This is a genomic window from Micromonospora inaquosa, from assembly GCF_003857055.1.
GTDB classification, from domain to species: domain Bacteria; phylum Actinomycetota; class Actinomycetes; order Mycobacteriales; family Micromonosporaceae; genus Micromonospora; species Micromonospora inaquosa.
In genome coordinates this window covers 1-21,497 of record NZ_QGSZ01000264.1, presented here as the reverse complement: position 1 = coordinate 21,497, position 21,497 = coordinate 1, and the positions used below count along the sequence as shown (strand labels likewise).

Below are 21,497 nucleotides of genomic sequence, written 5' to 3'. Positions count from 1 at the left end.
GCGGCCCTCCCGCCCGGGGGTTGCACGCCGCTCGGCTTCCATTGCGCCGAGAACCTGGACGTGGTCGTTGAGGTGTCAGCCGGTGCGGACACCGGACAGGATCTGCATCACCAGGCGTTCCCGGTCGGCGAGGTTGCGACCATGGACGGGCGTTCGGGGTTCGGATTCGGCCGGCGGTGCTGGAGCAGTCAGCTCAGCGCGGCCGCCTTGCCGAGCAGCACTGAGCGTTCGCGCTGATTGGCGCAGAGCCGGGCGGCCAGCTCCAGCTCGGCGCGCGCCTCCGGAAGCCGGCCGAGGCGGGTCAGCAGCTCACCGCGTACGGTCGGCACGAGGTGCGAGCCGGGGAGTCGGTTCGAGGCGATCAGCTCGTCCACGACTGCCAGGGCTGGTGCCGGGCCCGAGGCCATGGCGACGGCGACGGCCCGGTTGAGCTCGACGACCGGCGAGGGCGCGACCCGGCCGAGCGCCTCGTAGAGCCGGACGATCCGGGCCCAGTCGGTCGCCTCGACCGAGGGCGCCGACGCGTGAGTGGCCGCGATCGCGGCCTGCAGGCTGTACGGGCCGAGACCGTGCTGCGATGCCTTGGCCAGCGCGGCCAGCCCACGACGGATCGCCGAGAGGTCCCACAACCGACGGTCCTGGTCCTCGAGGAGGATCGGCGTGCCGTCCGGCTCGGTCCGGGCCGGGAAGCGCGCGGCCGTCAGCTCACACAACGCGAGCAGGCCGTGCACCTCCGGCTCGTCCGGCTGTAGCGCGGCCAGCGTGCGCACCAGCCGGATCGCCTCGTACGCGACGTCGGGGCGCAACAGTCGGTCGCCCGACGTGGCCGTCGACCCCTCCGTGAAGATCACATAGAGGACGCTGAGCACGCCGCCCAGCCGCTCCCGGCGCTCGTCGGCCGGTGGCAACTCGAACGGCACTCCGGCCGCCGCGATCGCCTTCTTGCCCCGGGTGATGCGTGCCTGCACGGTCGGCACGGGCACCAGGAACGCGCGGGCGATCTCCTCGCTGGACAGGCCGCCCACCACCCGCAGAGTCAGCGCCACCCGCGCCTCGCGGGGGAGCACCGGGTGGCAGCTGACGAACATCAGCGCCAGCACGTCATCGTCGATCCGGTCACTGTCGATCTCCTGGTCGATCACGGGGTCGGCGGCCAGCAGGGCATATCGCTCCTGGAGGGCGGCCCGGCGGCGGATCGCGTCGATCGCCCGCCGCCGGGCCGTGGCCATCAGCCACCCGGCCGGATTGGTCGGAGCGGCACCCGGCCAGGACACCAGGGCCTCGGCCACCGCCTCCTGGGCGGCATCCTCGGCCAGACCGAAGTCACCGGTGAAGCGGGTCAGCGCGGCGACGATCCGGGCCGACTCCATCCGCCAGACGGCCTCGACGTCGGCTGTACCCATCAGATCTGGCCGTTGCTCTCGCCGCCCAGCGGGACCTCGTCGGCCTCGGCCACCCGCCGGACCTCGATCTTGGAGCCGCGGACCGCCGGGACCCGCTTGGCCCACTCGACCGCCTCCTGTTTCGTGGCGACATCGAGCACGAAATAGCCCCCGAACAACTCCCGGGTCTCGCCGTACGGGCCGTCAGTGACCACCGGTGTCTCGCCGCCGAAATCGACCACGACGCCCTGGCGCGGATCGTCCAGCCCTTCGGCGGCGACGAGAACGTCGGCCTTCATCATGTCCTCGATGAACTGGTGGGTCGCGGCCATCATCTGGTCGAGATCGGCCAGCATGGCCGCGTTCGTCTCATCGGTGCCCCGCATGATCAACAGGTACTTGGACATCGCGTTCTCCTCATCCGACGGGGGCCGTCTCCCGGCCCTAGCATCCCCACGTCGAACGGACGGTCCGCGGATCGACACGGGCCCGGAGCATTCTTTCCCCGTCGACGCCGGACCTCTCCCGTCGGCGAGCACGCCAGGCGGGTGGCGTCGGAGCGGAACCCCGAACGCCGACGCTTGATTCAATCGGCATTCGTCAATAGATTGAGGGTGGGCGCCGCCGGGGTCCGGGAGACCGGGCCGTCGGCGACTGACAGGTCCACCCCGAGCCGGGCACTTCGGTCGTACGCACGACCGGTCGCTGTGGCGCACCGCCGCGCCGCATCCAGGGCGCGTTGTCGCGTCGCGTCCGTCGAAGGACGCGCCGTCACGCCGCCTCCACCCAGCTCGATCCAGAAGGACCTTCCATGACGATTTTCCGTGCCCGCCCCGCCGCGACCCTGGTGGTCGTCGCCGCGCTGGCCGCCGCCGCGACCACCGCCGGAGCGGCCCTGCTCACCGGCCCGGCCGTGGCCGCCCAGGGCTGCCAGGTCGACTACACGCCCAACCAGTGGCCCGGGGGATTCACCGCCAACATCAAGGTCTCCCCGGGGGACGCGGCCGTCTCCAGTTGGACCGTCACCTGGACGTACGCCGGGGACGAGCGGGTCACGAGCGGCTGGAACGCCACGGTCAGCCAGTCAGGATCGACGGTGACCGCCCGCAGCATGTCGTACAACGGCAGCATCCCGGCCGGCGGCTCCACGGAGTTCGGGTTGCAGGGCACGTACGGCTCCAGTGCGGGAGCGCCGACCGGGTTCAGCCTGAACGGCGTACCGTGCAACGGCGCCACCACCCCGCCGACCACGCCTCCGCCGACCACCCCGCCGCCCACGACGCCCCCGCCGACCACGCCGCCTCCGACGACACCTCCGCCGACCACGCCGCCGCCCACCACCGAACCTCCGGTCGGGTGTGCCGGCGCGGTGCTCTGCGACGGCTTCGAGGGCCAGGCCGGGTCGACGCCGTCCGGTGACTGGGCCGTGGTGAGCCCGGACTGTTCCGGCGCTGGTACCGCCGCCATCGACACGACCACCTCGCACAGTGGCGGCCGGTCGGTCCGGATCAACGGCGCCGCCGGTTACTGCAACCACGTCTTCATCAGGTCAACGAAGAACCTCAGCAGCGTGGGCAACGTCCGGTACGGCCGGATCTGGGTCCGGCACACCACCGCCCAGCCCACCGAACACACCACGATGATGGCGATGGCCGATGCGGCCGACGGCAACAAGGACCTGCGGTTGGGTGGCCAGAACGGCGCCCTGCAATGGAACCGCGCCTCCGACGACGCGACCCTGCCCGAGCAGAGCCCGGCCGGGGTGGCGCAGAGCCTGCCGCTACCCACCAACCGGTGGGCCTGCGTGGAGTTCATGGTGGACGGTGCGGCCGGTCAGTTGCGTACCTGGGTGGACGGCACCGCAGTCACCGGGCTGACCGCGGACGGCGCGCCGACGCACGACATCGACGGCCAGTGGTACAACCGCACCTGGCGACCGCAGCTCACCGACCTGAAGCTGGGCTGGGAGAGCTACGGCGGCGGAGCCGACACCCTCTGGTACGACGACGTCGCGGTGGGGTCCAGCCGGATCGGCTGCTGACCCGTCGAGGTCGTGGACGGCGGTCGTCAGTGGCGCCCGCAACGTTGATGAATGTGTCGAGGGTGTGACCTGGAACCTGGGTCACACCCTCGACTTCGTGGGCGTCGACCTGGCCGGGCTGCGCACCGGAACACGGCGCGGCGTCGGCGCGAGTTGCCGCATCGCCCCCCGCCCGCAACGCCGCCGAGGCGCTGTTGATATGTTCCCGCTCATGAAAACCATTTTCGTTAAGGCGGGCCTGTGCATGGTGCTGGCCGCCGCGGGATGCTCCGACGGTGGAGCCGCCACGCCAGCCACGCCAGACCGCTTGACCGCCCCGGTCCACCTGACCAACTGCGGGGTGTCTGTCAACGTCACCGCGCCACCCCAACGAGCGATCGCACTGGAACAGAACGCCACCGAGATCATGCTCAGCCTCGGTCTCGCCGATCGGATGGCGGGCACCAGCTACCAGACCGACCCGGTGCTGCCCGACCTGCGCCCCGCGTACGAGAAGGTGCCGGTACTGGCCAAGCTCTACCCCTCGCGGGAGGCGGTCCGGGCAGCGAACCCCGACTTCGTCTACTCGACCTACACCTCGGCGTACGCTCCGGACGCTGCGGGCCCCCGCGCTGACCTGGCCACGCTCGGCGTGCCCGCGTACCTCTCCGAGTTCGCCTGCGAGAAGCCGGCGGACGCGACCCGGACGGTCACCTTCGACGGGATCTTCGATGAGATCCGCGACATCGCCAGCGTCTTCGGCGTCCCGGAACGGGCCGACAAGCTGATCCACGACCAGCAGAGTCGGTTGGACGCCGCCCGAGGTGCGGCACCGATGGCCACGCCGAGCGCCGGCCCGTCGCTCCTCTGGTACTACTCCGGAACGAGCACCCCGTACGTGGCCGGGCACGGCGGGGTTCCGGACGCGATCAGTTCGCTGCTGGGCGTCCGCAACACGTTCACCGATGCCAGCCAGAAGTGGCCCGCCGGCAACTGGGGGGAGATCGCCAAGCGCAACCCGGATGTCATCGTGCTGGCCGATCTGAGCAGGGGCGGCGACGGCGACAGCGCCCAGTCGAAGATCGACTACCTGCGCCGCAACCCGGTGACGTCGAAGCTGGACGCGGTGGTCGCCGGACGGATCGTGACCGTGCCCGGCTCGTCGATGGACCCGTCGATCCGCAGCGTCCAGGCGGCGGAACTGGTTGGCGCCAACCTGCACGGGACCGCCCGATGACCCCGCCGGCCGGCACCGATGTCGCCGCGCTGGGTCAGTCGGCCGCCCGGCGCCTGCTCGAACTCTGGAACGACCAGCAGTCCGCCTACGTGGCCCACCGCGACCTGCGGTTCGACGCGATGGCCGAGGTGCTGCGGCTGCACTGCCCGGACGACCCAGCCATCCTGGATCTGGCCTGCGGCCCCGGTGCGATCAGCGACCGGATCCTGGCCCAGTTCCCCCGCGCCACCACCGTCGCGGTCGACTACGACCCGATCCTGCTGCAGGTCGCACGGCGTGCCCTGGACCGGTACACCGGCCGGGTGGAGGTCCACGACGTCGACCTGGTGGCCGACGGCTGGGAGCAGGCGCTCACCGGACGGCGAGTCGACGCCGTGCTCACCTCGACGGCACTGCACTGGCTCTCGCCGGAGCAACTGCTGCGGGTATACAGCACCGTGGCGCGGCTGCTGCCCGTCGGTGGCCTGCTGCTCAATGCCGACCACTTCCGCTACGGCGAATCGGCGCCCGCCCTGCGCGACATCGCCGGCCGGCACGACGCGCAGGTACAGCAGGAGGCATTCGCTGTCGGAACGCTCACCTACTCCGCCTGGTACGCCGAGGCCGCCCGGCACCCGGAACTGGCCGGGCTGGCCGCCGAGCGGGATCGGCGATTCGCCGACCGGCCGCCGCCAGCCCCGGCGTCACTGGAATTCCACCTGGCTGCCCTGCGCACCGCCGGCTTCGCCGAGGTCGGCACGGTCTGGCAGTACCTCGACGACTACGTGGTGTTCGCCCGCCGATGAACCTGCGAGCCGCACGATCCCTCGTCTCGGCGAGCGGCCTGCCCGCGCCGACGCCATGGGACTCGTCACCCCCTGCCCGCATCTCGAGAAGCGGCCGGTACCTCCTGCCGTTGGCCCTGCTCCTGCTGCTGGTCAGCATCGCGGCGGCGGTCAGCGTGGGCTCGGCCGATCTGCCGGTCGACAGCGTTCTACGCGCGGTGGCCAGCCACGTGGGCGTGCCGGTACACCCGTTACCGGCGCTGCCGGACAGCATCGTGTGGGATCTCCGACTGCCCCGGGTGCTGTTGGCCGCGTTGGTCGGTGCCGGTCTGGCGGTGTGTGGGGCGGTGCTACAGGCGCTCACGCGTAATCCGCTGGCCGACCCGTTCCTGCTCGGTGTCTCCTCCGGCGCCTCCACCGGCGCGGTGGCGGTGCTGGTACTCGGAGTTCAGATCGGCGCGGGCCCGGTCGACCTGACCACCGGCGCGTTTGTCGGCAGTATGGCCGCGTTCGGCGCGGTGCTGCTACTGGCCGGCCGGCGGGCCGGCGAGCCGACCCGGATCGTTCTCGCCGGGGTAGCCGTCTCGCAGCTCTTCAGTGCGGTGACCAGCTTGATCGTGATCTCCGACGCGCACACCCAGGACACCCGTAGCGTGACGTTCTGGCTGCTGGGTTCGCTGACGGCCGCCTCCTGGCCGTCGGTGGCGCTGAGCGCCGTGGTTGTCGGCGTCGGCCTGCTGGTCTGCTGGGCCAGCGCGACCGCGCTGGACGTGTTCGCGTTCGGCACCGACACCGCTCGCTCGCTCGGCTTCTCTCCCGGTCGCACCCGGCTGCTGCTGTTCACCGTCACCGCCCTGATGGCAGCCGCGCTGGTCGCGGCGAGCGGTGCCATCGGTTTCGTCGGGTTGACCGTGCCACACGCCGTACGGTTCCTGTTCGGCTCCCGGCACCGTACGTTGCTACCCACCTGCGCGGTGATCGGCGCGATCTTCCTGACCTGGGCGGACACCGTGGCGCGTACCGTTTTTTCGCCACAGGAACTGCCGGTAGGTGTGCTCACCGCGCTACTCGGAGTGCCGGTGTTCGCACTGGTCATGCGACGGCGGACGGGCACACCGTGATCGGGTCGGACACCGCCCGCCGGGAAATGGGCGGCAGTGGTCGGGCGACCGGCGGTGATCCGTACCCGGCGGAGACGGTGCCGGCGTGGCTGCACGCGGACGGCGTCGGGTGGGGCGTGGCTGGCGTACGGATCCTGGCCGGGGTGGCGCTCACCGCCGAACCGGGCGCCACGGTGGGGCTGCTCGGCCCGAACGGCTCCGGCAAGTCGAGCCTGCTGCGGCTACTGGCCGGGCTGGCGCGGCCCAATTCCGGGCGGGTGCTGCTCGACGACGTCGCGTTGGACGCGATACCCCGGCGTGCGCTGGCTCGGCGGATCGCGGTGGTAACCCAACAGGTGGCCACCGATGTGGAGATGTCGGCATTGGAGGTGGTTCTGCTGGGCCGGACTCCGTACCGGCCACGTCTTGCCGGGGTCGGCGCCGCCGATCTGGACCTGGCGCGGCGCGCGCTCGCCGAAGCCGGCCTGGCCGGGTTCGAGCAGCGGCGCTGGTCCAGCCTCTCCGGTGGTGAGCGGCAGCGGGTGGACCTGGCCCGTGCTCTGGTGCAGGAACCGGATCTGCTGCTCCTCGACGAGCCGACCAACCACCTGGACATTCGGCATCAACTGGAGTTGCTGCGGTTCCTGGCCGGGTCGGCCAGCACCGTCGTGGTGACCCTTCACGATCTCAACCTGGCCGCGCAGTACTGCGACCGCCTGGTGCTTCTGGACGGCGGCCGGGTGGTGACGGCGGGTACGCCCGTCGAGGTTCTCACCACGAGCCGGATCGAGCAGGTCTACCACGTGCGCACGGACGTGGACATCGCCGCTGACGGCCGGCCCCGGATCTGGTACCGCGGCCGCGCGACGTAGGCGCCGACGGAGCTGCCGACGCGCGGGCCGGAACACCGCGGCACACGGCCCCGCACCTCACGGGGGAGGATGTCTGGACACTGTTTGGTCCGCGCGGCGGTTGCGGGCGGGAGGCGCCTGACCGCGTCTGCTCTCGGTTGCCGCGCGGTCCAAGACCGAGGAGAGGTCGACCATGGACCGCACGCTGGCCGACATCCTGGACGCGGCGGCGCACGGGCACTTCCCGCCACCCGACGGCGGAACGACAGTGGTGTCGCAACCGAGCCGCCGCGACGCCGGAGTCATCGCCTTCACCGGACACTCGGTGGTGTTCACTGACGAGGACCCCGAGTGGGTTCGTCGTACGCTTGCCACTCTCGACTGTGACTCGCTGGCGGCCACGATGAATCCGCGTTTTCTGGTCGCGCTGCTCGACCGCACCCGGCGGTCCATGGACACGATCGACCTGCTGACCGTCGCGAGTTGCCTTGCCGGGCCGCCGCCACTGCGGCTGGTCGAGCTTGCGGGCGGCGATCATCCCCGCGAGGTCAGGGCCCGTCGGCGCCGTGACGACGTCCGCGTCTGGGCCGCCGAGGGTGGGGTGCTCGTTCTCGGCCGAGGGGTGGCCGGCCGTTGGGAGGCGGCGATAGAGGTCGACGACGAGCGTCGCCACCGGGGCCTGGGGCGGGCGTTGGCGACGGCCGCCCGACATCTGGTGTCCGACGGCCAACCGGTCTGGGCCCAGCAGGCGGCCGGGAACGCGCGCAGCGTGCGCGCCTTCCAGGCGGCAGGGTTTCGGCCGGTGGGCGCTGAGGCGCTTCTCCGCCAGACGTAGTCGCTGTGCCGGACGAGCCGGTCGTACCACTGTGGGCCGAACCGTGATCGGCGGGACGTTTCCGCGATCACGCCCGGGGGCATCTCGGCGGATGAAGGGCAGCCGCCCACCACCCCTGATCGAGGAGAACACCATGTCGGCCCAGGCATTTCTCTACGTCATCGCCGTCATCCTGATCGTGCTCGCCGCCCTGCCGCTGCCCACGAGGGGTGTCTCGCTCGCGCTTCTGGGTGCCGCCTGCGCCCTGCTCGCCTACGCCTGGCCGGTGATCACCGCGTGACCTTTCCGTGAGTGATCGTTGGTGCGGTCGGTGGCCGGTAGCCTGAGCACGATCGGGCTGTCGGCCGCCGACCGTGAGTCTGTGGTCCTCACGGGGCCGGGGTGCGCCGTCGCTGGCGGTACGCGGCCGCCTTGGCGCGGTCTCCACAGCCGCGCATGCCGCACCAGCGCCGCCGCGCGCCACGCGACCGGTCGACGAACGCTCGGGTGCAGTGCTCGTCGGCGCACCAGCGGAGGGCCAGACGGTCGTCGCTGGCGTGCAACTCCAGGCAGTCGCGCGCCAGAACGGCCAGGACGGCGGCCAGGTCGCCGTCGCGGTGCACCCCGTCGGCCTCAAGTCGCAGCGCGGGTAGCGGCTCCGCCGCGGCCGCATTGACCAGCTCACGGTCTGCCCGGATCGGCTCGGTGTCGTTGATCAGTGCTTGGACCAGGCGGAACATCGCCTCTCGGAGCCCTTTGGCGTGGCTCAGCCCGGCGTCGTCCACAGCGGGCGGTCGCTCGACGATGCCGGCCTGGACGGCCCAGTCGGCGACATCTCTCGGGGCGGTCAGCTGCTCGACATCGGCGTGGCCGCGCTCGGCGAGCGTGGGGAGGAAGTCCAGTACCGGCCGATCGGCGATGAACTCGAACGTCACGTCACCATATTGACCGGTGACGTGATCCGATGCAAGAGTGATGCGATGGCATCACCGGTTGAACAGGTGACGTACGCGTATCCCGGTACCCGCCGGGATGGCGCTCGGCTGACCCACTACCTGGCCGCGGCGCTGCTGGCGCGTACCGCCGACGAAGGCGCACGTGTCGCGCTGGTGATCCTCGCGCTGGACCGGACCGACAGCGCCGCCGTCGGCGGAACGTTGGTCGCGACCCTGCTCCTCCCACACGTCGTGGCCGCGCCCCTGGTCGGTGCGCTGGTCGACCGGTCGCGACGGCCGGCAGCAGTGCTGGCCGGCGCGATCGCCGTCTTCGCCGCAGCCCTCGCCGCCCCGGTCGCCCTGCTCGGTCACGCGCCGCTGTGGCAGACCTGCCTCGTCCTCGCGATGGCGGGGTGCTGCGGGCCCGCGCTGACCGGTGGACTGACCAGCCGACTGGCCGCACTGGCCGGCCCGGGGCAGGAGGCACGCGCCTTCGCGCTGGACTCGTTGTCCTACAGCGTCGCCGGCATGCTCGGGCCGGCGACGGTGGGGCTGGTGGCGGCGGCCGCCAATCCGGGCACCGGCATCCTCGCGCTTGCGGTGGCCGCCGTGCTCGGCGCCCTCGGCGTCGCATCCCTGCGCCTGGTCGCCTCCGCCACGGCGGAGCGGAAACGAGCGGCCGGCCTGTTCGAGGGTGCCCGCGCGATCGCCCGGGTCCCGGCCCTGCGAACGATCACCCTCACCACCAGCTTCGGCCAACTGGGCCTCGGCGGTCTGGCCGTCGTCGCCACCACCCTCGCTGCCGCCGCACACGAACCCACCCGAGCCGGGCTGCTCCTCAGCGTGACCGCCGGTGGCGCGTTCGTGGGATCGCTGCTCTGGGCATGGCGGCCGCTGCCGGCGTCCCTCGCGCCCCGGGTGACGGTCTGGGCCATGGCCGCGGTCGGCGTACCGCTCACGCTGGCCGCCGCGGTGCACTCCCTGGCACTGGCCGTAGCGCTGTTCGCGCTGTCGGGCCTCTGCACCGGGCCGTTCGCGGCGGCGCTGTTCCTGGCCCGGAATCAACTGGCCGCCGAGGCGATCCGTACCCAGGTCTTCACCATCGGCGCCGGGCTGAAGGTGGCGGCCTCGGCCATCGGCGCCGGGCTCCTGGGCCTCGCCGCCCCACTGTCGGCGAGCGCTCAACTGCTGCTGGTCGCCGCCTTCCCGATCGTCGCGGGAATCGCAGGCGGCCTGCTGTTGCGACGGCGCCCGTGCTCGGGTGCGGGCGGACGCGTCGATGCTTGCTGAGCTTCTTTCACAAGCGTAGGAAGAACACCACCACCGTCAGCCCCAGCATCGATCCGCCGTCCAGCATCGAAGGAGATGCGTGTGACCACCTCCAGAGGGCTCCGTCTCGCCGTGTCCGTGCTGGTGACAGCAGGCGCCGTCCTGCTCGGCACCGCCGCCCCCGCGGCACCGCCGACCGCGCCGGTCGGGCACCCGTCCTGCGATCCGATCGACCCGACCGCCTGTCTGCTGCCGTTCCCGAACGACTACTTCACGGTGCCGGATCGGAGCAGCCCCACCGGCAAACGGGTACGGTTCGCGGCCGCCGCCATGCCCGCGAACGTGCAGGGGACCCCGATCGACCCGACGGAGTGGAACCGGCAGGACGGGTTCAGTCCCGGCTCGCCGATCCTGGTGCGCGTACCCGGGCTCGACGCCACGGCGAGCGGGATCGCGCCGGTCACCGACATCGGCCGCTCGCTGGCGCCGGACGCGCCGATCGTGCTGCTCAACACCCGCACCGGTGAGCGCACGCCGTACTGGGCCGAGCTGGACGCACACGCCGCCGGCCAACCCGACCGGCAGCTGCTGATCATTCGGCCGGCGGTGGCGCTGACCGAGGGCACCCGCTACGTCGTCGGGCTGCGCGGCCTGCGCGACCGCAACGGAGGGTCGATCCGGGCGCCAAAGACGTTCACCGCGTACGTGACCGGTGCCGGCCTCAAACGGCACGACGCCCGGGTGCCGCAGCTGAGGCGGGTCCTCACCGATCTGACCCGGGCCGGCGTCCAGCGGCACAGCCTCTACCTGGCCTGGGACTTCACGGTGGCCAGCCGGCACGGGCTGACCGGCCGGATGGTGGCGGTCCGGGACGACGCGTTCGCCGACCTCGGCCGGGCCGCGCCGTCGATCACCGTCACCCAGGTCACCGACTATCCGCCGGAGCAGGATCCGCTGATCGCCCGGCAGGTAACCGGCACCATCGGTGTGCCGTCGTATCTGACCGGCGACGGCGGGCCCGGCTCGCGGCTGCACTACGGGCCGGCCGGCGGAGCCGGGACGCGGTCCACGCCGAACGCCCTGCCCACGCCGTCCGGTGCGACGGTGGCGGCGGACTTCGTCTGCAACATCCCGCGCAGTGCCTCGGCCGCGAGACCGGCGCACCTCTCGCTCTACGGCCACGGACTGCTCGGCCGCCCGACCGAGATCAACGCGGGCAACGTCAAGACGATGTCGAATACCCACAACTTCACCTTCTGCGCGACCAGCTGGACCGGCATGGCCGCCGCCGACGTCCCCTATGTGGCCGGTGCCTTCACCGACCTCAGTGCCTTCCCCGCGGTGGCCGACCGGTTGCAGCAGAGCTTTCTGAACTTCCTCTTCCTGGGCCGCGCGATGATCCACCCGGACGGATTCGCCGCCCACCCGGCGTTCCGGGACGCCACCGCACAACCACTGATCGATCGGCGTGGCGGGCTGTACTACGACGGCAACAGCCAGGGCGGCATCAACGGAGGCGCGCTCACCGCCATCGCCCAGGACTGGACCCGATCGGTGCTCGGCGTACCCGCGATGAACTACTCCACACTGTTGCAACGCAGCGTGGACTTCGCACCGTTCCAGAGCGTGCTGGACGGCTCCTACCCGGACAAGGCCGACCAGCAGTTGATCCTCGCGCTGCTGCAGATGTTGTGGGACCGGGCAGAGGCCAACGGGTACGCCCAGCACATGACCGACCGGCCACTACCGCGCACCCCGGCGCACCAGGTGCTGATGCACGTGGCCTTCGGCGACCAGCAGGTCTCGCCCGCCGCAGCGGAGGTGCAGGCGCGCACTATCGGCGCGCGCCTGCACACCCCCGCGCTCGCCGACGGCTGGTCACTGGACGTGCGACCGTACTGGGGCATCCCGCCGATCCGTCGCTACCCGTACACCGGCTCGGCGATGGTGATCTGGAACAGCGGCGCGGCCCACGCGCCACCGCCGACCAACCTCGCCCCGGCCGGGCCCGAGTTCGGCGACGACCCGCACGAGTTCCCCCGCGCCCAGGCCGGGGCCCAGAAACAGAAGGTCGTCTTCCTGCTCACCGGAAAGGTCGTCGACGTCTGCGGGCGGACACCCTGCCCGTGACACCGGGCCCGCCATCCCGGCGGGCCGGGGCACGCTACCGAAATGCAGGCTAGTGCGCCGCCCTTCAAGCGGTGGTGAAAGCCCGCGCGGAGGGTCGCCAAGGCCCGAGCGTGCCCCGGAATGTCTCCCGGATCGGCCATGAACCAATGGCAGACTGTGGTGGTGCTGCTTCGGTTCAACTTCCGCGTCTACCCGACCTCGGGCCAGCAGGAAGCGTTGGCGCGGGCGTTCGGGTGTGCGCGGGTGGTGTTCAACGATGGGCTGCGCGCACGTCAGCAGGCGCGGGAGGCTGGCCTGCCATATGTGACGGACGCCGAGCTGTCCCGACAGGTCACGGCGGCCAAGCTCACCCCGGAGCGTGCGTGGCTGGGTGAGGTGTCGTCGGTGGTGTTGCAGCAGGCCCTCGCGGACCTGAACACCGCGTACCGCAACTTCTTTACCTCAATTTCCGGCAAGCGTAAGGGCCGCACGGTGGCTGCGCCTCGGTTTCGGTCCCGCAAGGACAACCGGCAGGCCATCCGGTTTACGGCCAACGCCCGGTTCAAGGTGCTGGACAACGGACGGCTCAGGCTGCCGAAGATCGGCGACGTGCAGGTGCGCTGGTCGCGGACGCTGCCCGCCATGCCGACGTCGGTGACGGTGATCCGGGACGGGGCGGGTCGGTACTTCGCGTCGTTTGTCGTGCAGATCACCGACGCACCGCTGCTGGAGACGGACTGCGAGATCGGTATCGACCTGGGCCTGACGCACTTCGCGGTCATGTCCGACGGCACGAAGGTTACCGCGCCGAAGTTCCTGCGTCGCGCGGCACGCAAGCTGAAGCGGTTGCAGCAGGACCTGTCCCGCAAGACTAAGGGCAGCAACCGGCGTAAGAAGGCCGTGGTGAAGGTTGCCCGCGCCCATGCGCGGGTGGCCGACACCCGGCGGGACTGGCAGCACAAGCTGTCCACGGCGATCATCCGCGACAACCAAGCGGTGTACGTCGAGGACCTGTGCGTGAGCGGGCTTGGCCGCACGAGGCTGGCAAAGTCGGTGCACGACGCCGGGTGGGCGCAGTTCACGGCCATGCTGGAGTACAAGGCTGTCCGGTACGGGCGCACCTTCGCTCGGGTGGACAGGTTCTTCCCGTCCACCCGGATGTGCTCGGACTGCGGCCGCGTCACCGACAAGATGACGCTCAATGTTCGTACGTGGGTCTGCCCGTGTGGCAGTGACCACGACCGGGACGTGAACGCCGCCAGGAACATCAGGGCCGCCGGACGGGCGGACCTCAACGGCCGTGGAGCGCAGATAAGACCGGCATCCGTGCCGGCACCGCGCAGGGAAGCGGTAACTCACCGGGAGCTTGCCCCTTCAGGGGTATAGCAGACCGGAATCTTCGCCCTTCAGGGCGTAGAGGACGTCAATACTACAACAGCGGCAACGATCGGTCTCGGACTTCACCGACTCACCCGCGCCGCCCGCCGCAGCTCTGCGGCGGGCGGCGCGCTCATGGATACGGCACCGGCTGGGCCGGCGGTTCGATCGCCTCGACGAGAACCTCGAGCACATGCCGGTACGGCTGGCCGGTGGCCCGGCTCATGCCCATCTCACAGGTGCGGTTGCAGGAGGCGTACGCGTTGTGTTCGCGCTGATTGATCTCGGCGGCCTGCGTTGCGGTGGCGCCTGCCGTGACCTCGGGATGCAGCAGCCCCCGGTCACCGGCGAAGGCGCAGCACCCCCAGCTGTCCGGCACGGTGACGGTGTCGGCGACGGCCTGGGCCACCGCGCGCAGATCGTCGAGGCCGTCCAGGTGCACTGTGGAGCAGGTCGGGTGCAGGGCCAGTGAGCCCAGTCGCCGGGGCTGCGGCAGCGCCGGCAGGAGCTGCTCGGCGGTGAAGGTCACGCTGTCGACGAAGCGCAGCGCGGCGTACCGTGCCCGGTCCTCCTCGGCCAGCGCGGCGGTCAGCTGGGTCAGCCCGTGCGTGCAGGACGACGCGTCGCAGACGACGGGCAGGCGACCCTCGTCGCTGGCCGCCCACAGCGCGGCCAGGGTCCGCTCGGCCATCTCGCGGTGACCGGCGGGGTAGCCCTTGGACTGCCACGGGGTTCCGCAGCACAGGCCGGCCGTGCCGGTCGGGACGACGAGCGGCACCCGCGCCAGTTCGCAGAGACGCAGGAACGCCGCAGCCGTTCCGCCTGACGGCCCGTCCTCCGACGCGAAGAGGCTGCCCACGCAGGCCGCGAAGAACACCGCCTGGGCGTCCGGCGCGCTGCGGGGTGCGGGTCGGGGCGCGCCGGCGCGCGGCATGTCGTCGCTCCACCGCGGCACGAGTTCGGTGGCACCGAGCCCACGGATCACCCCGGTGGCGGCGCGGGTCACCGGCGCCGGCACGGCGTGCGCGGCGGTCAGTCCCGCCCGGACGCAAGCGACGGCCGCCTGCCAGTGCCGTGCGGCGGTGCGGGCGGTGCGCTGGGCGCGAGGGGTGTGCCGCTCGGCGCGCAACCGCTTCATCGCCGCCCCGGTGTCGATGCCGACCGGGCAGGCGGTGACGCAGAGGCTGTCCGCGGCGCAACTGTCCACCGCGGCGTACGCGTAGTCGGCGGTCAGTTCCCGGCGGCGTTCCTCGTCGCCGGCGGCGGTGGCGAGGGCGATCTGCCGCTGCAGGACGATGCGCTGCCGGGGGGTGGTGGTGACGTCGGCGGTGGGGCAGACCGGCTCGCAGTAGCCGCACTCGACGCAGGCGTCCAGCTCCGGGTCGACCGTCGGGACGGCCTTGAGCTGCCGCAGGTGCACTGTCGGGTCGTCGTTGAGCAGCACACCGGGGTTGAGCAGGCCACTCGGGTCGCACAACCGCTTCAGCTCGCGCATCACGTCGTACAGTTCGTCGCCGTACTGTCGGCGGACGAAGGGCGCCATGGCTCGGCCGGTGCCGTGCTCGGCCTTGAGGGTGCCCCCTTCGGCCAGCACCAGGTCGACCATGTCGTCGGTGAACCGGGCGTAGCGGTCGATCTCGGCCGGGGTGTCGAAGGACTGGGTCAGCATGAAGTGCAGGTTGCCGTCGCGGGCGTGTCCGAAGATCACCGCGTCCGGGTAACCGTGCCTGTCGAACAGGCGGATCAGCCCGTCGCAGGTGCCGGTCAGGCGCGGCATCGGCACCGCGACGTCCTCCAGCAGGGCCGTGGTGCCGGGCGGGCGAGCGCCGGCGACGGCGGTGTAGAGGCCCTTGCGCAGGTGCCAGAGGTTGGCCCGTTCGCGCGGGTCGCGGGTCAGTTCGGTGCCGGTGACGGTCGGCAGCCGGTCGAGCACGGGTCGGGCGTCGGCCAGTGTGGCGGCCAGCCGCTCCGCGCTCTCCTCGGTGAACTCCACCAGCAGGGCGGCGTGGCCGGCGACGGTCAGCCCGCGCAGGGCCGGGCTCGCCCCCGGGTCGCGCTGGCTGACCCGCAGCGCGGCCGCGTCGAGCAGTTCGGCGGTACGGGCGCCGGCGGCGAGCAGGGCCGGCAACGCGTCGGTGGCGTCGGTGAGACCGGGCAGGATCAGCAGGCCGGTGGCGGCGTGGTCGTGGATCTCGACGGTACGGAAGACGGCCTCGGCGACGAAGCCGACCGTGCCCTCGCTGCCGATCATCAGGTGGGCGAGCATCTCGACCGGGCTGCTGTGGTCGAGCAGCGAGTTCAGCCCGTACCCCATGGTGTTCTTCATGGCGAACAGCCGCTCGATGGTGGCGCGGGACTGCGGCGCCGAGCGCACCCGGTCGCGCAGCCGCAGCAGCCCGGCGTGCAGTTCGGGCTCGTCGGCGCGCAGCCGGTCGTCGGCGTCGCGGGCGCCGGAGTCGACGACGGTGCCGGACGGGAGCACGAAGCGCAGCGACTCCATGGTGCGGTACGCGTTGTCGGTGGTGCCGCAGGTCATGCCACTGGAATTGTTGGCCACCATGCCACCGACAGTGCAGGCGGCCTCGCTGGCCGGGTCCGGGCCGAGCCGACGTCGGTAGCGGGCCAGTCGGGCGTTGGCCTGCCGGATCGTCAGGCCCGGCTGGAGCCTGATGCGGCGGCCGTCGTCGAGGACCTCGGCGTGCCGCCAGTCGGTGCGGACGTCGACCAGCACGCCTGCGCCGCCGGCCTGCCCGGCGAGGCTGGTGCCGCCGCCGCGCAGGGTCAGCGGCACGCCGGCCTCCCGGGCGCCGGCCATCAGCGCCCCGACCTCGGCCGCCGAGGCGGCGCGGACCACGGCCTGCGGTTCGAACAGGTACGGCGAGGCGTCGTGTGCCGCCGCGAGCCTCCGGGGCAGCTCGGCGCTGGCCCGGCTCGGATCGCCGAGGCGCGAGCGCAGCAGCTCGGCGACCTCGCGGGCGCGGACGCCGGACGAGGTTGGCGCGGGTACGGCGGTGCTCATGGGCGATCCTCCCGGGAGGGTGGTCAGTTGGCCACCGGAGACGCGGCGATCAGCAGTCGGCGGGGGGCGGTGCCGACCGGGGTCGGCAACCGCAACGGCTGCCGGCCGGGGGTGATGGTGCCGAGCACGGAGGCGTGCCGCGCGCCGGTGCCCGAGCGCAGGCTGCCGGGCAGCCCGTGCACGGTCAGGTAGCCCAGCAGCGCGAAGGCCAGTGCCTCCTTGGCGTCCGACGCGACGCCCAGGTCGTCGCTGGACGACAGGTCGACGCCGGGCAGCTCGTCGGCGATCATCCGCATCAGCGTCGGATTGTGCGCACCGCCGCCGGAGACGACGAGTCGGGTGACGCCGTGCTCGCGGCAGGCCTCGGCCACCGTGACCGCCGTCAGCCGGGTGAGCGTGGCCAACACGTCCTGCGGATCCGGCGTGGGCGCGTCGGCGAGGGCGGCGAGCAGGTAGGGCATGTGGAAGAGCTCTTTGCCGGTGGTCTTCGGGCCGGGCAGCCGGTAGTACGGCTCGTCGAGCAGCCGCCGCAGCAGGCCCGGGTTCACCTGCCCGGCGGCCGCCCCGCGTCCGTCCCGGTCGTACTCCTCGGTGCCACCGCTGAAGTGCCGCGCGGCGGCGTCGAGAAGCGCGTTGGCCGGCCCGGTGTCGAAGGCGAGCGGGTCCGCGTCGGGCGCGACGACGGTGATGTTGGCGATGCCGCCGAGGTTCAGCGCGGCCGGGACGCCGGGCAGGCCGCCCAGCAGCAGTGCGTCGAAGAGGGCGACCAGGGGGGCGCCCTGGCCGCCGGCGGCGACGTCGCGGCTGCGCAGGTCGGCCACGACCGGAAGGCCGGTTGCCTCCGCGATCCAGGCCGGCTGACCCAGCTGGAGGGTGCCCCGCACCGTGCCAGCCTCGACCCAGTGGTGCATGGTCTGGCCGTGCGAGACGACCAGGTCGGCGTGGCCGTCGCACAGCTCGGCGAGGGCCCGCACGCCGGCCTCGGCGAAGGCCTGGCCGATCCCGGTGTCCAGCACGCAGATCGCCTCGGTGGTGGTCGGTGCGGGCGGCAGTGCGGCGGCGATCTGGGTGCGTAGCTGGTCGGAGTACGGGTGGCTGAGCCGGCCCAGCTGTCGCATCCGCACTGTGTCGCCGCTCAGGTCGAGTTCGGCCGCGGCGGCTTCGATGCCGTCGTAGGAGGTTCCGGACATCAGGCCGATCACACGCATCACGTCCTCCTTCTTCACGCCCGGCCGGCGGGCGCTGGCGCGTCGTCGACCTCGTCGGTGCGTCCATGGTCGTACGGCGTCTCCGGGGCCGGGTGGAACCGGCTCGACACCGCGCCGACGACCAGGGTGATCAGGACGCCGATCGGGACCAGCCACTGCGCGGCGATGGCGGTGGCGGTGGTGGTCCCGGCCGTCGTCACATCGATCTTGACGTAGCGGACGATGTAGGTCATCACCGCCACGGTGACGAGGAAGGCGATCACCGCGTCGACCTGGTTGGCCCGCTTGACCAGGCGGCCGAGCAGGAAGGCTCCGAGCAGGGCCCCGTACGTGTAACCGGCGATGGTCAAACCGGTCAGGTAGACGTTTCCGGTGCTGGAGCTGAACGCGCAGGCGAAGATCGCCATCAGCACCGCCCAGATCAGGGTCATCACCCGGGCGAGCCGGAGCATCACGTCGTCCGACGGGACCTTCCGGAAGAAGCTGTGGATGAAGTCGGCGACTGTGGAGTTCGACATCGAGTTCAGCGCGGAGGAGAGCGAACCCATCGCGGCGCCGAGGATGCCGGCCACCAGCAGACCCGAAATGCCCACCGGCAGGGCGTGCAGGATGAAGCTCGGGTAGAGGTTGTCGCTGCTGTCCAGGCCGAGTTCCTTGAAGGTCTGACCCTTGTTGTACGACCACAGCAGCGCGCCGACCAGGGAGAACGCGGCGAACTGGATCACCACGAAGATGCCCGAGGAGATCATCGCCTGCTGCCCCTCGCGCAGCGTGCGGGTGGACAGGATGCGCTGGACGATCAACTGGTCGGACCCGTGGCTGGCCATCGCGAAGATCGCGCCACCGATGATCGCGGTCGGCAGGGCGAACGGGCTGGTGAGCACGTGGGCGAGCGTGAAGTTGGTGTCGAAGAGCTGGAACTTGCCGGCGTCGAGGGCCTGCGAGTAGCCGTCGAAGCCGACGGCGTGGCTGAGGACCGCGATGGCCAGGATCGCCCCGCCCAGGTACAGCCCCATCTGGATGGCGTCGGTCCAGATGACCGCCTTGATGCCACCGAGGTAGGTGTAGATCACCGTGATGAGTGTGAGCACGATGATGATGGCCTGGTAGCCGACGTTCAGCCCGAACTCGTCGAGGAGCAGCTTGATGGGGATGGCCGAGGCGAACAGCCGTACGCCCTCGGCGAGCAGGCGGGTGAAGACGAACGTGACCGAGGCCAGACCCTGAAGTTTCAGGCCAAACCGCTCACCGAGGTACTGGTAGGCGCTGACGAACCCACCCCGCTTGTAGAGCGGGATCAGCACCGCGGCCACGACGACCCGGCCGATGACGTAGCCCAGGGCCAGCTCGACGTTGCCGAAGCCCTGACCGCTGTAGGCGCCGCCGGGAACACTGATCACGGTCAGGACGCTGGTCTCGGTGGCGACCACGGAGAACGAGACGGTCCACCAGGGCAGTCGACCCTCGCCCACGAAGTAGTCCTTGGCGGACTTCTGTTTACCGGACAGGCGTAGTCCGACGAACGCGATCACCACGAGGTACAGCACGATCACGACGAGGTCGAGTTGACGCACGGCTCGCTCCCAACCAGCGATTGTCAATAAGTGACGTTGGACCAGGGTAACGCGAAACTTTTTGCCAGCGCCCGTCCGGGCTGGTTACGCTGTGGTTTCAGCCTGCTGATACGGGGACTGTTCGCGGCTGCGCCTCGGCCTGGCCGCGGCGGCGGGTCGCGAGGACGCGCTCGACGACGAGCCGACCCGGGCCGTCGGGCAACCGCAGATCCGCGCCCCGCCGGCCGGTGACTGAACACCAGCGAGAGGAACGAGCACCCCGTGGACCTCAGCACCCTCGGCACCGAGACCCGCAACGACAAGACCAGCGACCTCGACCGGATGTCTCCTACCGAGTTGCTTCTCGCGATGAACGACGAGGACCAGACGGTCGCCGCGGCCGTCCGCCGGGCCGTGCCGGACATCGCCGCCGCCGTCGACGTCATCGTGGCGTCGCTTCGCCAGGGCGGCCGGCTGATCTACCTCGGCGCGGGCACCAGCGGCCGGATCGGGATGCTCGACGCCGTCGAGATCCCACCCACCTTCGGTACCACGCCGGACCGGGTCGTCGGACTGCTCGCCGGCGGGGCACGAGCCTTCGGCGTCGCCGTCGAGGGCGCCGAGGACGACCCGAACCGCGCCGTCGCCGACCTCGACGCGATCGGCCTGACCGCCCGCGACACGGTGGTCGGGCTCGCCGCCAGCGGTCGTACCCCGTACGTGGTCGGCGGGTTGGATCACGCCCGTGCGCGCGGCGCGGCGACCGTCTCCGTGGCCTGCAACCGGGGCGCGGTGACCAGCCGGCACGCCGACGTCGCCATCGAGGTGCCCACCGGCCCCGAGGTGCTCACCGGCTCCACCCGGCTCAAGGCCGGCACCGCCGAGAAGCTGGTCTGCAACATGCTCTCCACGGCCGCGATGGCCCGGCTCGGCAAGGTCTACGGCAACCTGATGGTGGACATGAACGCCACCAACGAGAAGCTCGTCGACCGGGCACGTCGGATCGTCGCCGAAGCCGCCGACACCGACCTCGATACGGCCGCGCGGGCCCTCGCGGCGGCGCACGGGCACGCCAAGACCGCCATCGTGCTGCTGCTGGCGAACTGCACCGCCGAGGAGGCAGCAGCCCGGCTGCGCGCCGCCGACGACGACGTCCGGGCGGCCGTCGCAGCCTGACACACCAGGGCAGCCTTCGGCCGCCGGGGCCGACCAGATCGACGAAGCGCCCCGTCCATGGAGGACGGGGCGCTTCGTGGTGTCAGTTGAACTCTGTGTCGGGAGCCGGGTGCTCCCCGTCCGTGTCGTCGCCGGTGGTAGCCAGCTCGATCCGGGGGGACCGATCCGGTGGTAGGTGGGCGAGGTCGGCGACGACGACGACATCCACCTCCCCGTCGATCATGCTCTGTTCGACGGTCTCCCACGGTGCCCGCATGGTTCCCGCGAATCGGTAGGAGTGTCGGCGAAGGTGGCTGAGACACCTCTCGACGGCGGGCTCCGACGGCTCGATGTCGGCGGGGATCCAGATAACGGCGATTTCCATGAACCTCTCCTGATCAACGTCGTGGACGTGAGTGGGTGATCAGGAGTTGTCGGGGCGGGGGAGGGCCGCGCTCCACCGGTCGGCTGGTGGCGCGCAGGTCGACGACGCTGATGGTGAGCCCTGGGCACAGCGGCGGGGCGGGCAGCGGAGCTTCGGCTGTTGACGTGGGCGGATCGGCGCCGCTGGTGCTAGTACGACAGCCGCCGTTTGAGATGTAGCTGTTGGGGCTGGTGGACGAGGTGCGGCCACCGCATGATCGTCTGTCTGTTGTGGACATAACGTTATATCTGGCGGTGGCCGCGTGCCACAGCGTAAACCC

Annotated in this window: 18 protein-coding genes; 11 read left to right on the top strand and 7 right to left on the bottom strand. The window is 71.4% G+C overall.

Translation table 11 applies throughout. From position 1 onward, the window contains the following. Nucleotides 1-188: 188 nt before the first annotated feature. Nucleotides 189-1,403: an RNA polymerase sigma factor gene (locus DLJ59_RS23960; protein ID WP_124774857.1), complete on the bottom strand. Its 1,215-nt coding sequence runs from the start codon at nucleotides 1,401-1,403 to the stop codon at nucleotides 189-191. After that, nucleotides 1,403-1,789, bottom strand: coding sequence for a YciI family protein (locus tag DLJ59_RS23955; RefSeq protein ID WP_124774856.1), 387 nt, complete (start codon nucleotides 1,787-1,789; stop codon nucleotides 1,403-1,405). Before DLJ59_RS23955 ends, DLJ59_RS23960 begins: the two co-directional genes overlap by 1 nt. A 404-nt stretch (nucleotides 1,790-2,193) precedes the next feature. Between DLJ59_RS23955 and DLJ59_RS23950 the strand changes: the two genes are divergently transcribed. The 7 genes from DLJ59_RS23950 (at nucleotide 2,194) to DLJ59_RS23920 (ending at nucleotide 8,469) form a co-directional block, all read left to right on the top strand. After that, nucleotides 2,194-3,423 carry a cellulose-binding domain-containing protein gene (locus DLJ59_RS23950; protein WP_124774855.1) on the top strand — a complete coding sequence of 410 codons (1,230 nt, stop codon included), beginning with the start codon at nucleotides 2,194-2,196 and terminating at the stop codon, nucleotides 3,421-3,423. A gap of 307 nt (nucleotides 3,424-3,730) precedes the next feature. Next, nucleotides 3,731-4,639: an ABC transporter substrate-binding protein gene (locus tag DLJ59_RS23945; RefSeq protein WP_208648812.1), complete on the top strand. Its 909-nt coding sequence runs from the start codon at nucleotides 3,731-3,733 to the stop codon at nucleotides 4,637-4,639. Next, a complete protein-coding gene (locus DLJ59_RS23940) occupies nucleotides 4,636-5,424 on the top strand; it encodes a class I SAM-dependent methyltransferase (protein WP_124774854.1) in 789 nt (262 codons plus the stop codon). Before DLJ59_RS23945 ends, DLJ59_RS23940 begins: the two co-directional genes overlap by 4 nt. 110 nt (nucleotides 5,425-5,534) lie before the next feature. Further along, the gene (locus tag DLJ59_RS23935) at nucleotides 5,535-6,524 is read left to right on the top strand and encodes a FecCD family ABC transporter permease (protein WP_244236193.1); all 990 of its coding nucleotides are present in this window, start codon (nucleotides 5,535-5,537) and stop codon (nucleotides 6,522-6,524) included. Beyond that, nucleotides 6,521-7,375 carry an ABC transporter ATP-binding protein gene (locus DLJ59_RS23930; protein WP_244236192.1) on the top strand — a complete coding sequence of 285 codons (855 nt, stop codon included), beginning with the start codon at nucleotides 6,521-6,523 and terminating at the stop codon, nucleotides 7,373-7,375. Before DLJ59_RS23935 ends, DLJ59_RS23930 begins: the two co-directional genes overlap by 4 nt. Nucleotides 7,376-7,547: 172 nt before the next feature. Further along, on the top strand, nucleotides 7,548-8,189 hold the full coding sequence (locus DLJ59_RS23925; protein ID WP_124774852.1) for a GNAT family N-acetyltransferase: 642 nt from the start codon (nucleotides 7,548-7,550) through the stop codon (nucleotides 8,187-8,189). Between the two features lie 91 nt (nucleotides 8,190-8,280). Then, on the top strand, nucleotides 8,281-8,469 hold the full coding sequence (locus DLJ59_RS23920) for a hypothetical protein (RefSeq protein ID WP_124774851.1): 189 nt from the start codon (nucleotides 8,281-8,283) through the stop codon (nucleotides 8,467-8,469). 88 nt (nucleotides 8,470-8,557) lie between these two features. Here DLJ59_RS23920 and DLJ59_RS23915 read toward each other — a convergent pair whose 3' ends face one another. After that, on the bottom strand, nucleotides 8,558-9,103 hold the full coding sequence (locus DLJ59_RS23915; protein ID WP_124774850.1) for a CGNR zinc finger domain-containing protein: 546 nt from the start codon (nucleotides 9,101-9,103) through the stop codon (nucleotides 8,558-8,560). 45 nt (nucleotides 9,104-9,148) lie between these two features. On the opposite strand from DLJ59_RS23915, the gene DLJ59_RS23910 reads away from it, so the two are divergent. The 3 genes from DLJ59_RS23910 to DLJ59_RS23900 all read left to right on the top strand — a co-directional run bounded on the left by DLJ59_RS23910 (nucleotide 9,149) and on the right by DLJ59_RS23900 (nucleotide 13,867). Further along, the gene (locus DLJ59_RS23910; protein ID WP_124774849.1) at nucleotides 9,149-10,393 is read left to right on the top strand and encodes an MFS transporter; all 1,245 of its coding nucleotides are present in this window, start codon (nucleotides 9,149-9,151) and stop codon (nucleotides 10,391-10,393) included. An 81-nt stretch (nucleotides 10,394-10,474) separates the two neighbouring features. Continuing rightward, nucleotides 10,475-12,502 (top strand): hypothetical protein, encoded by a 2,028-nt coding sequence (locus DLJ59_RS23905; RefSeq protein ID WP_124774848.1) that lies wholly within the window; start codon nucleotides 10,475-10,477, stop codon nucleotides 12,500-12,502. 138 nt (nucleotides 12,503-12,640) lie between these two features. Beyond that, nucleotides 12,641-13,867, top strand: coding sequence for an RNA-guided endonuclease InsQ/TnpB family protein (locus DLJ59_RS23900; protein WP_244236191.1), 1,227 nt, complete (start codon nucleotides 12,641-12,643; stop codon nucleotides 13,865-13,867). A 124-nt stretch (nucleotides 13,868-13,991) separates the two neighbouring features. Here the strand turns inward: DLJ59_RS23900 and DLJ59_RS23895 are convergent, their stop codons facing one another. The 3 genes from DLJ59_RS23895 to DLJ59_RS23885 are packed head-to-tail and all read right to left on the bottom strand — an operon-like array spanning nucleotide 13,992 to nucleotide 19,659. After that, nucleotides 13,992-16,877 (bottom strand): FAD-binding and (Fe-S)-binding domain-containing protein, encoded by a 2,886-nt coding sequence (locus tag DLJ59_RS23895; RefSeq protein ID WP_124774847.1) that lies wholly within the window; start codon nucleotides 16,875-16,877, stop codon nucleotides 13,992-13,994. A gap of 23 nt (nucleotides 16,878-16,900) precedes the next feature. After that, the gene (locus DLJ59_RS23890; protein WP_124774846.1) at nucleotides 16,901-18,085 is read right to left on the bottom strand and encodes an anhydro-N-acetylmuramic acid kinase; all 1,185 of its coding nucleotides are present in this window, start codon (nucleotides 18,083-18,085) and stop codon (nucleotides 16,901-16,903) included. A 14-nt stretch (nucleotides 18,086-18,099) separates the two neighbouring features. After that, nucleotides 18,100-19,659, bottom strand: a complete 1,560-nt coding sequence (locus DLJ59_RS23885; protein WP_124774845.1) for a sodium:solute symporter — start codon at nucleotides 19,657-19,659, stop codon at nucleotides 18,100-18,102. Nucleotides 19,660-19,920: 261 nt separating this feature from the next. Between DLJ59_RS23885 and murQ the strand changes: the two genes are divergently transcribed. Beyond that, nucleotides 19,921-20,814, top strand: a complete 894-nt coding sequence (murQ, locus tag DLJ59_RS23880) for an N-acetylmuramic acid 6-phosphate etherase (RefSeq protein ID WP_124774844.1) — start codon at nucleotides 19,921-19,923, stop codon at nucleotides 20,812-20,814. A gap of 82 nt (nucleotides 20,815-20,896) precedes the next feature. Here murQ and DLJ59_RS23875 read toward each other — a convergent pair whose 3' ends face one another. Further along, the gene (locus DLJ59_RS23875; protein WP_124774843.1) at nucleotides 20,897-21,178 is read right to left on the bottom strand and encodes a hypothetical protein; all 282 of its coding nucleotides are present in this window, start codon (nucleotides 21,176-21,178) and stop codon (nucleotides 20,897-20,899) included. Between the last annotated feature and the right edge of the window lie 319 nt (nucleotides 21,179-21,497).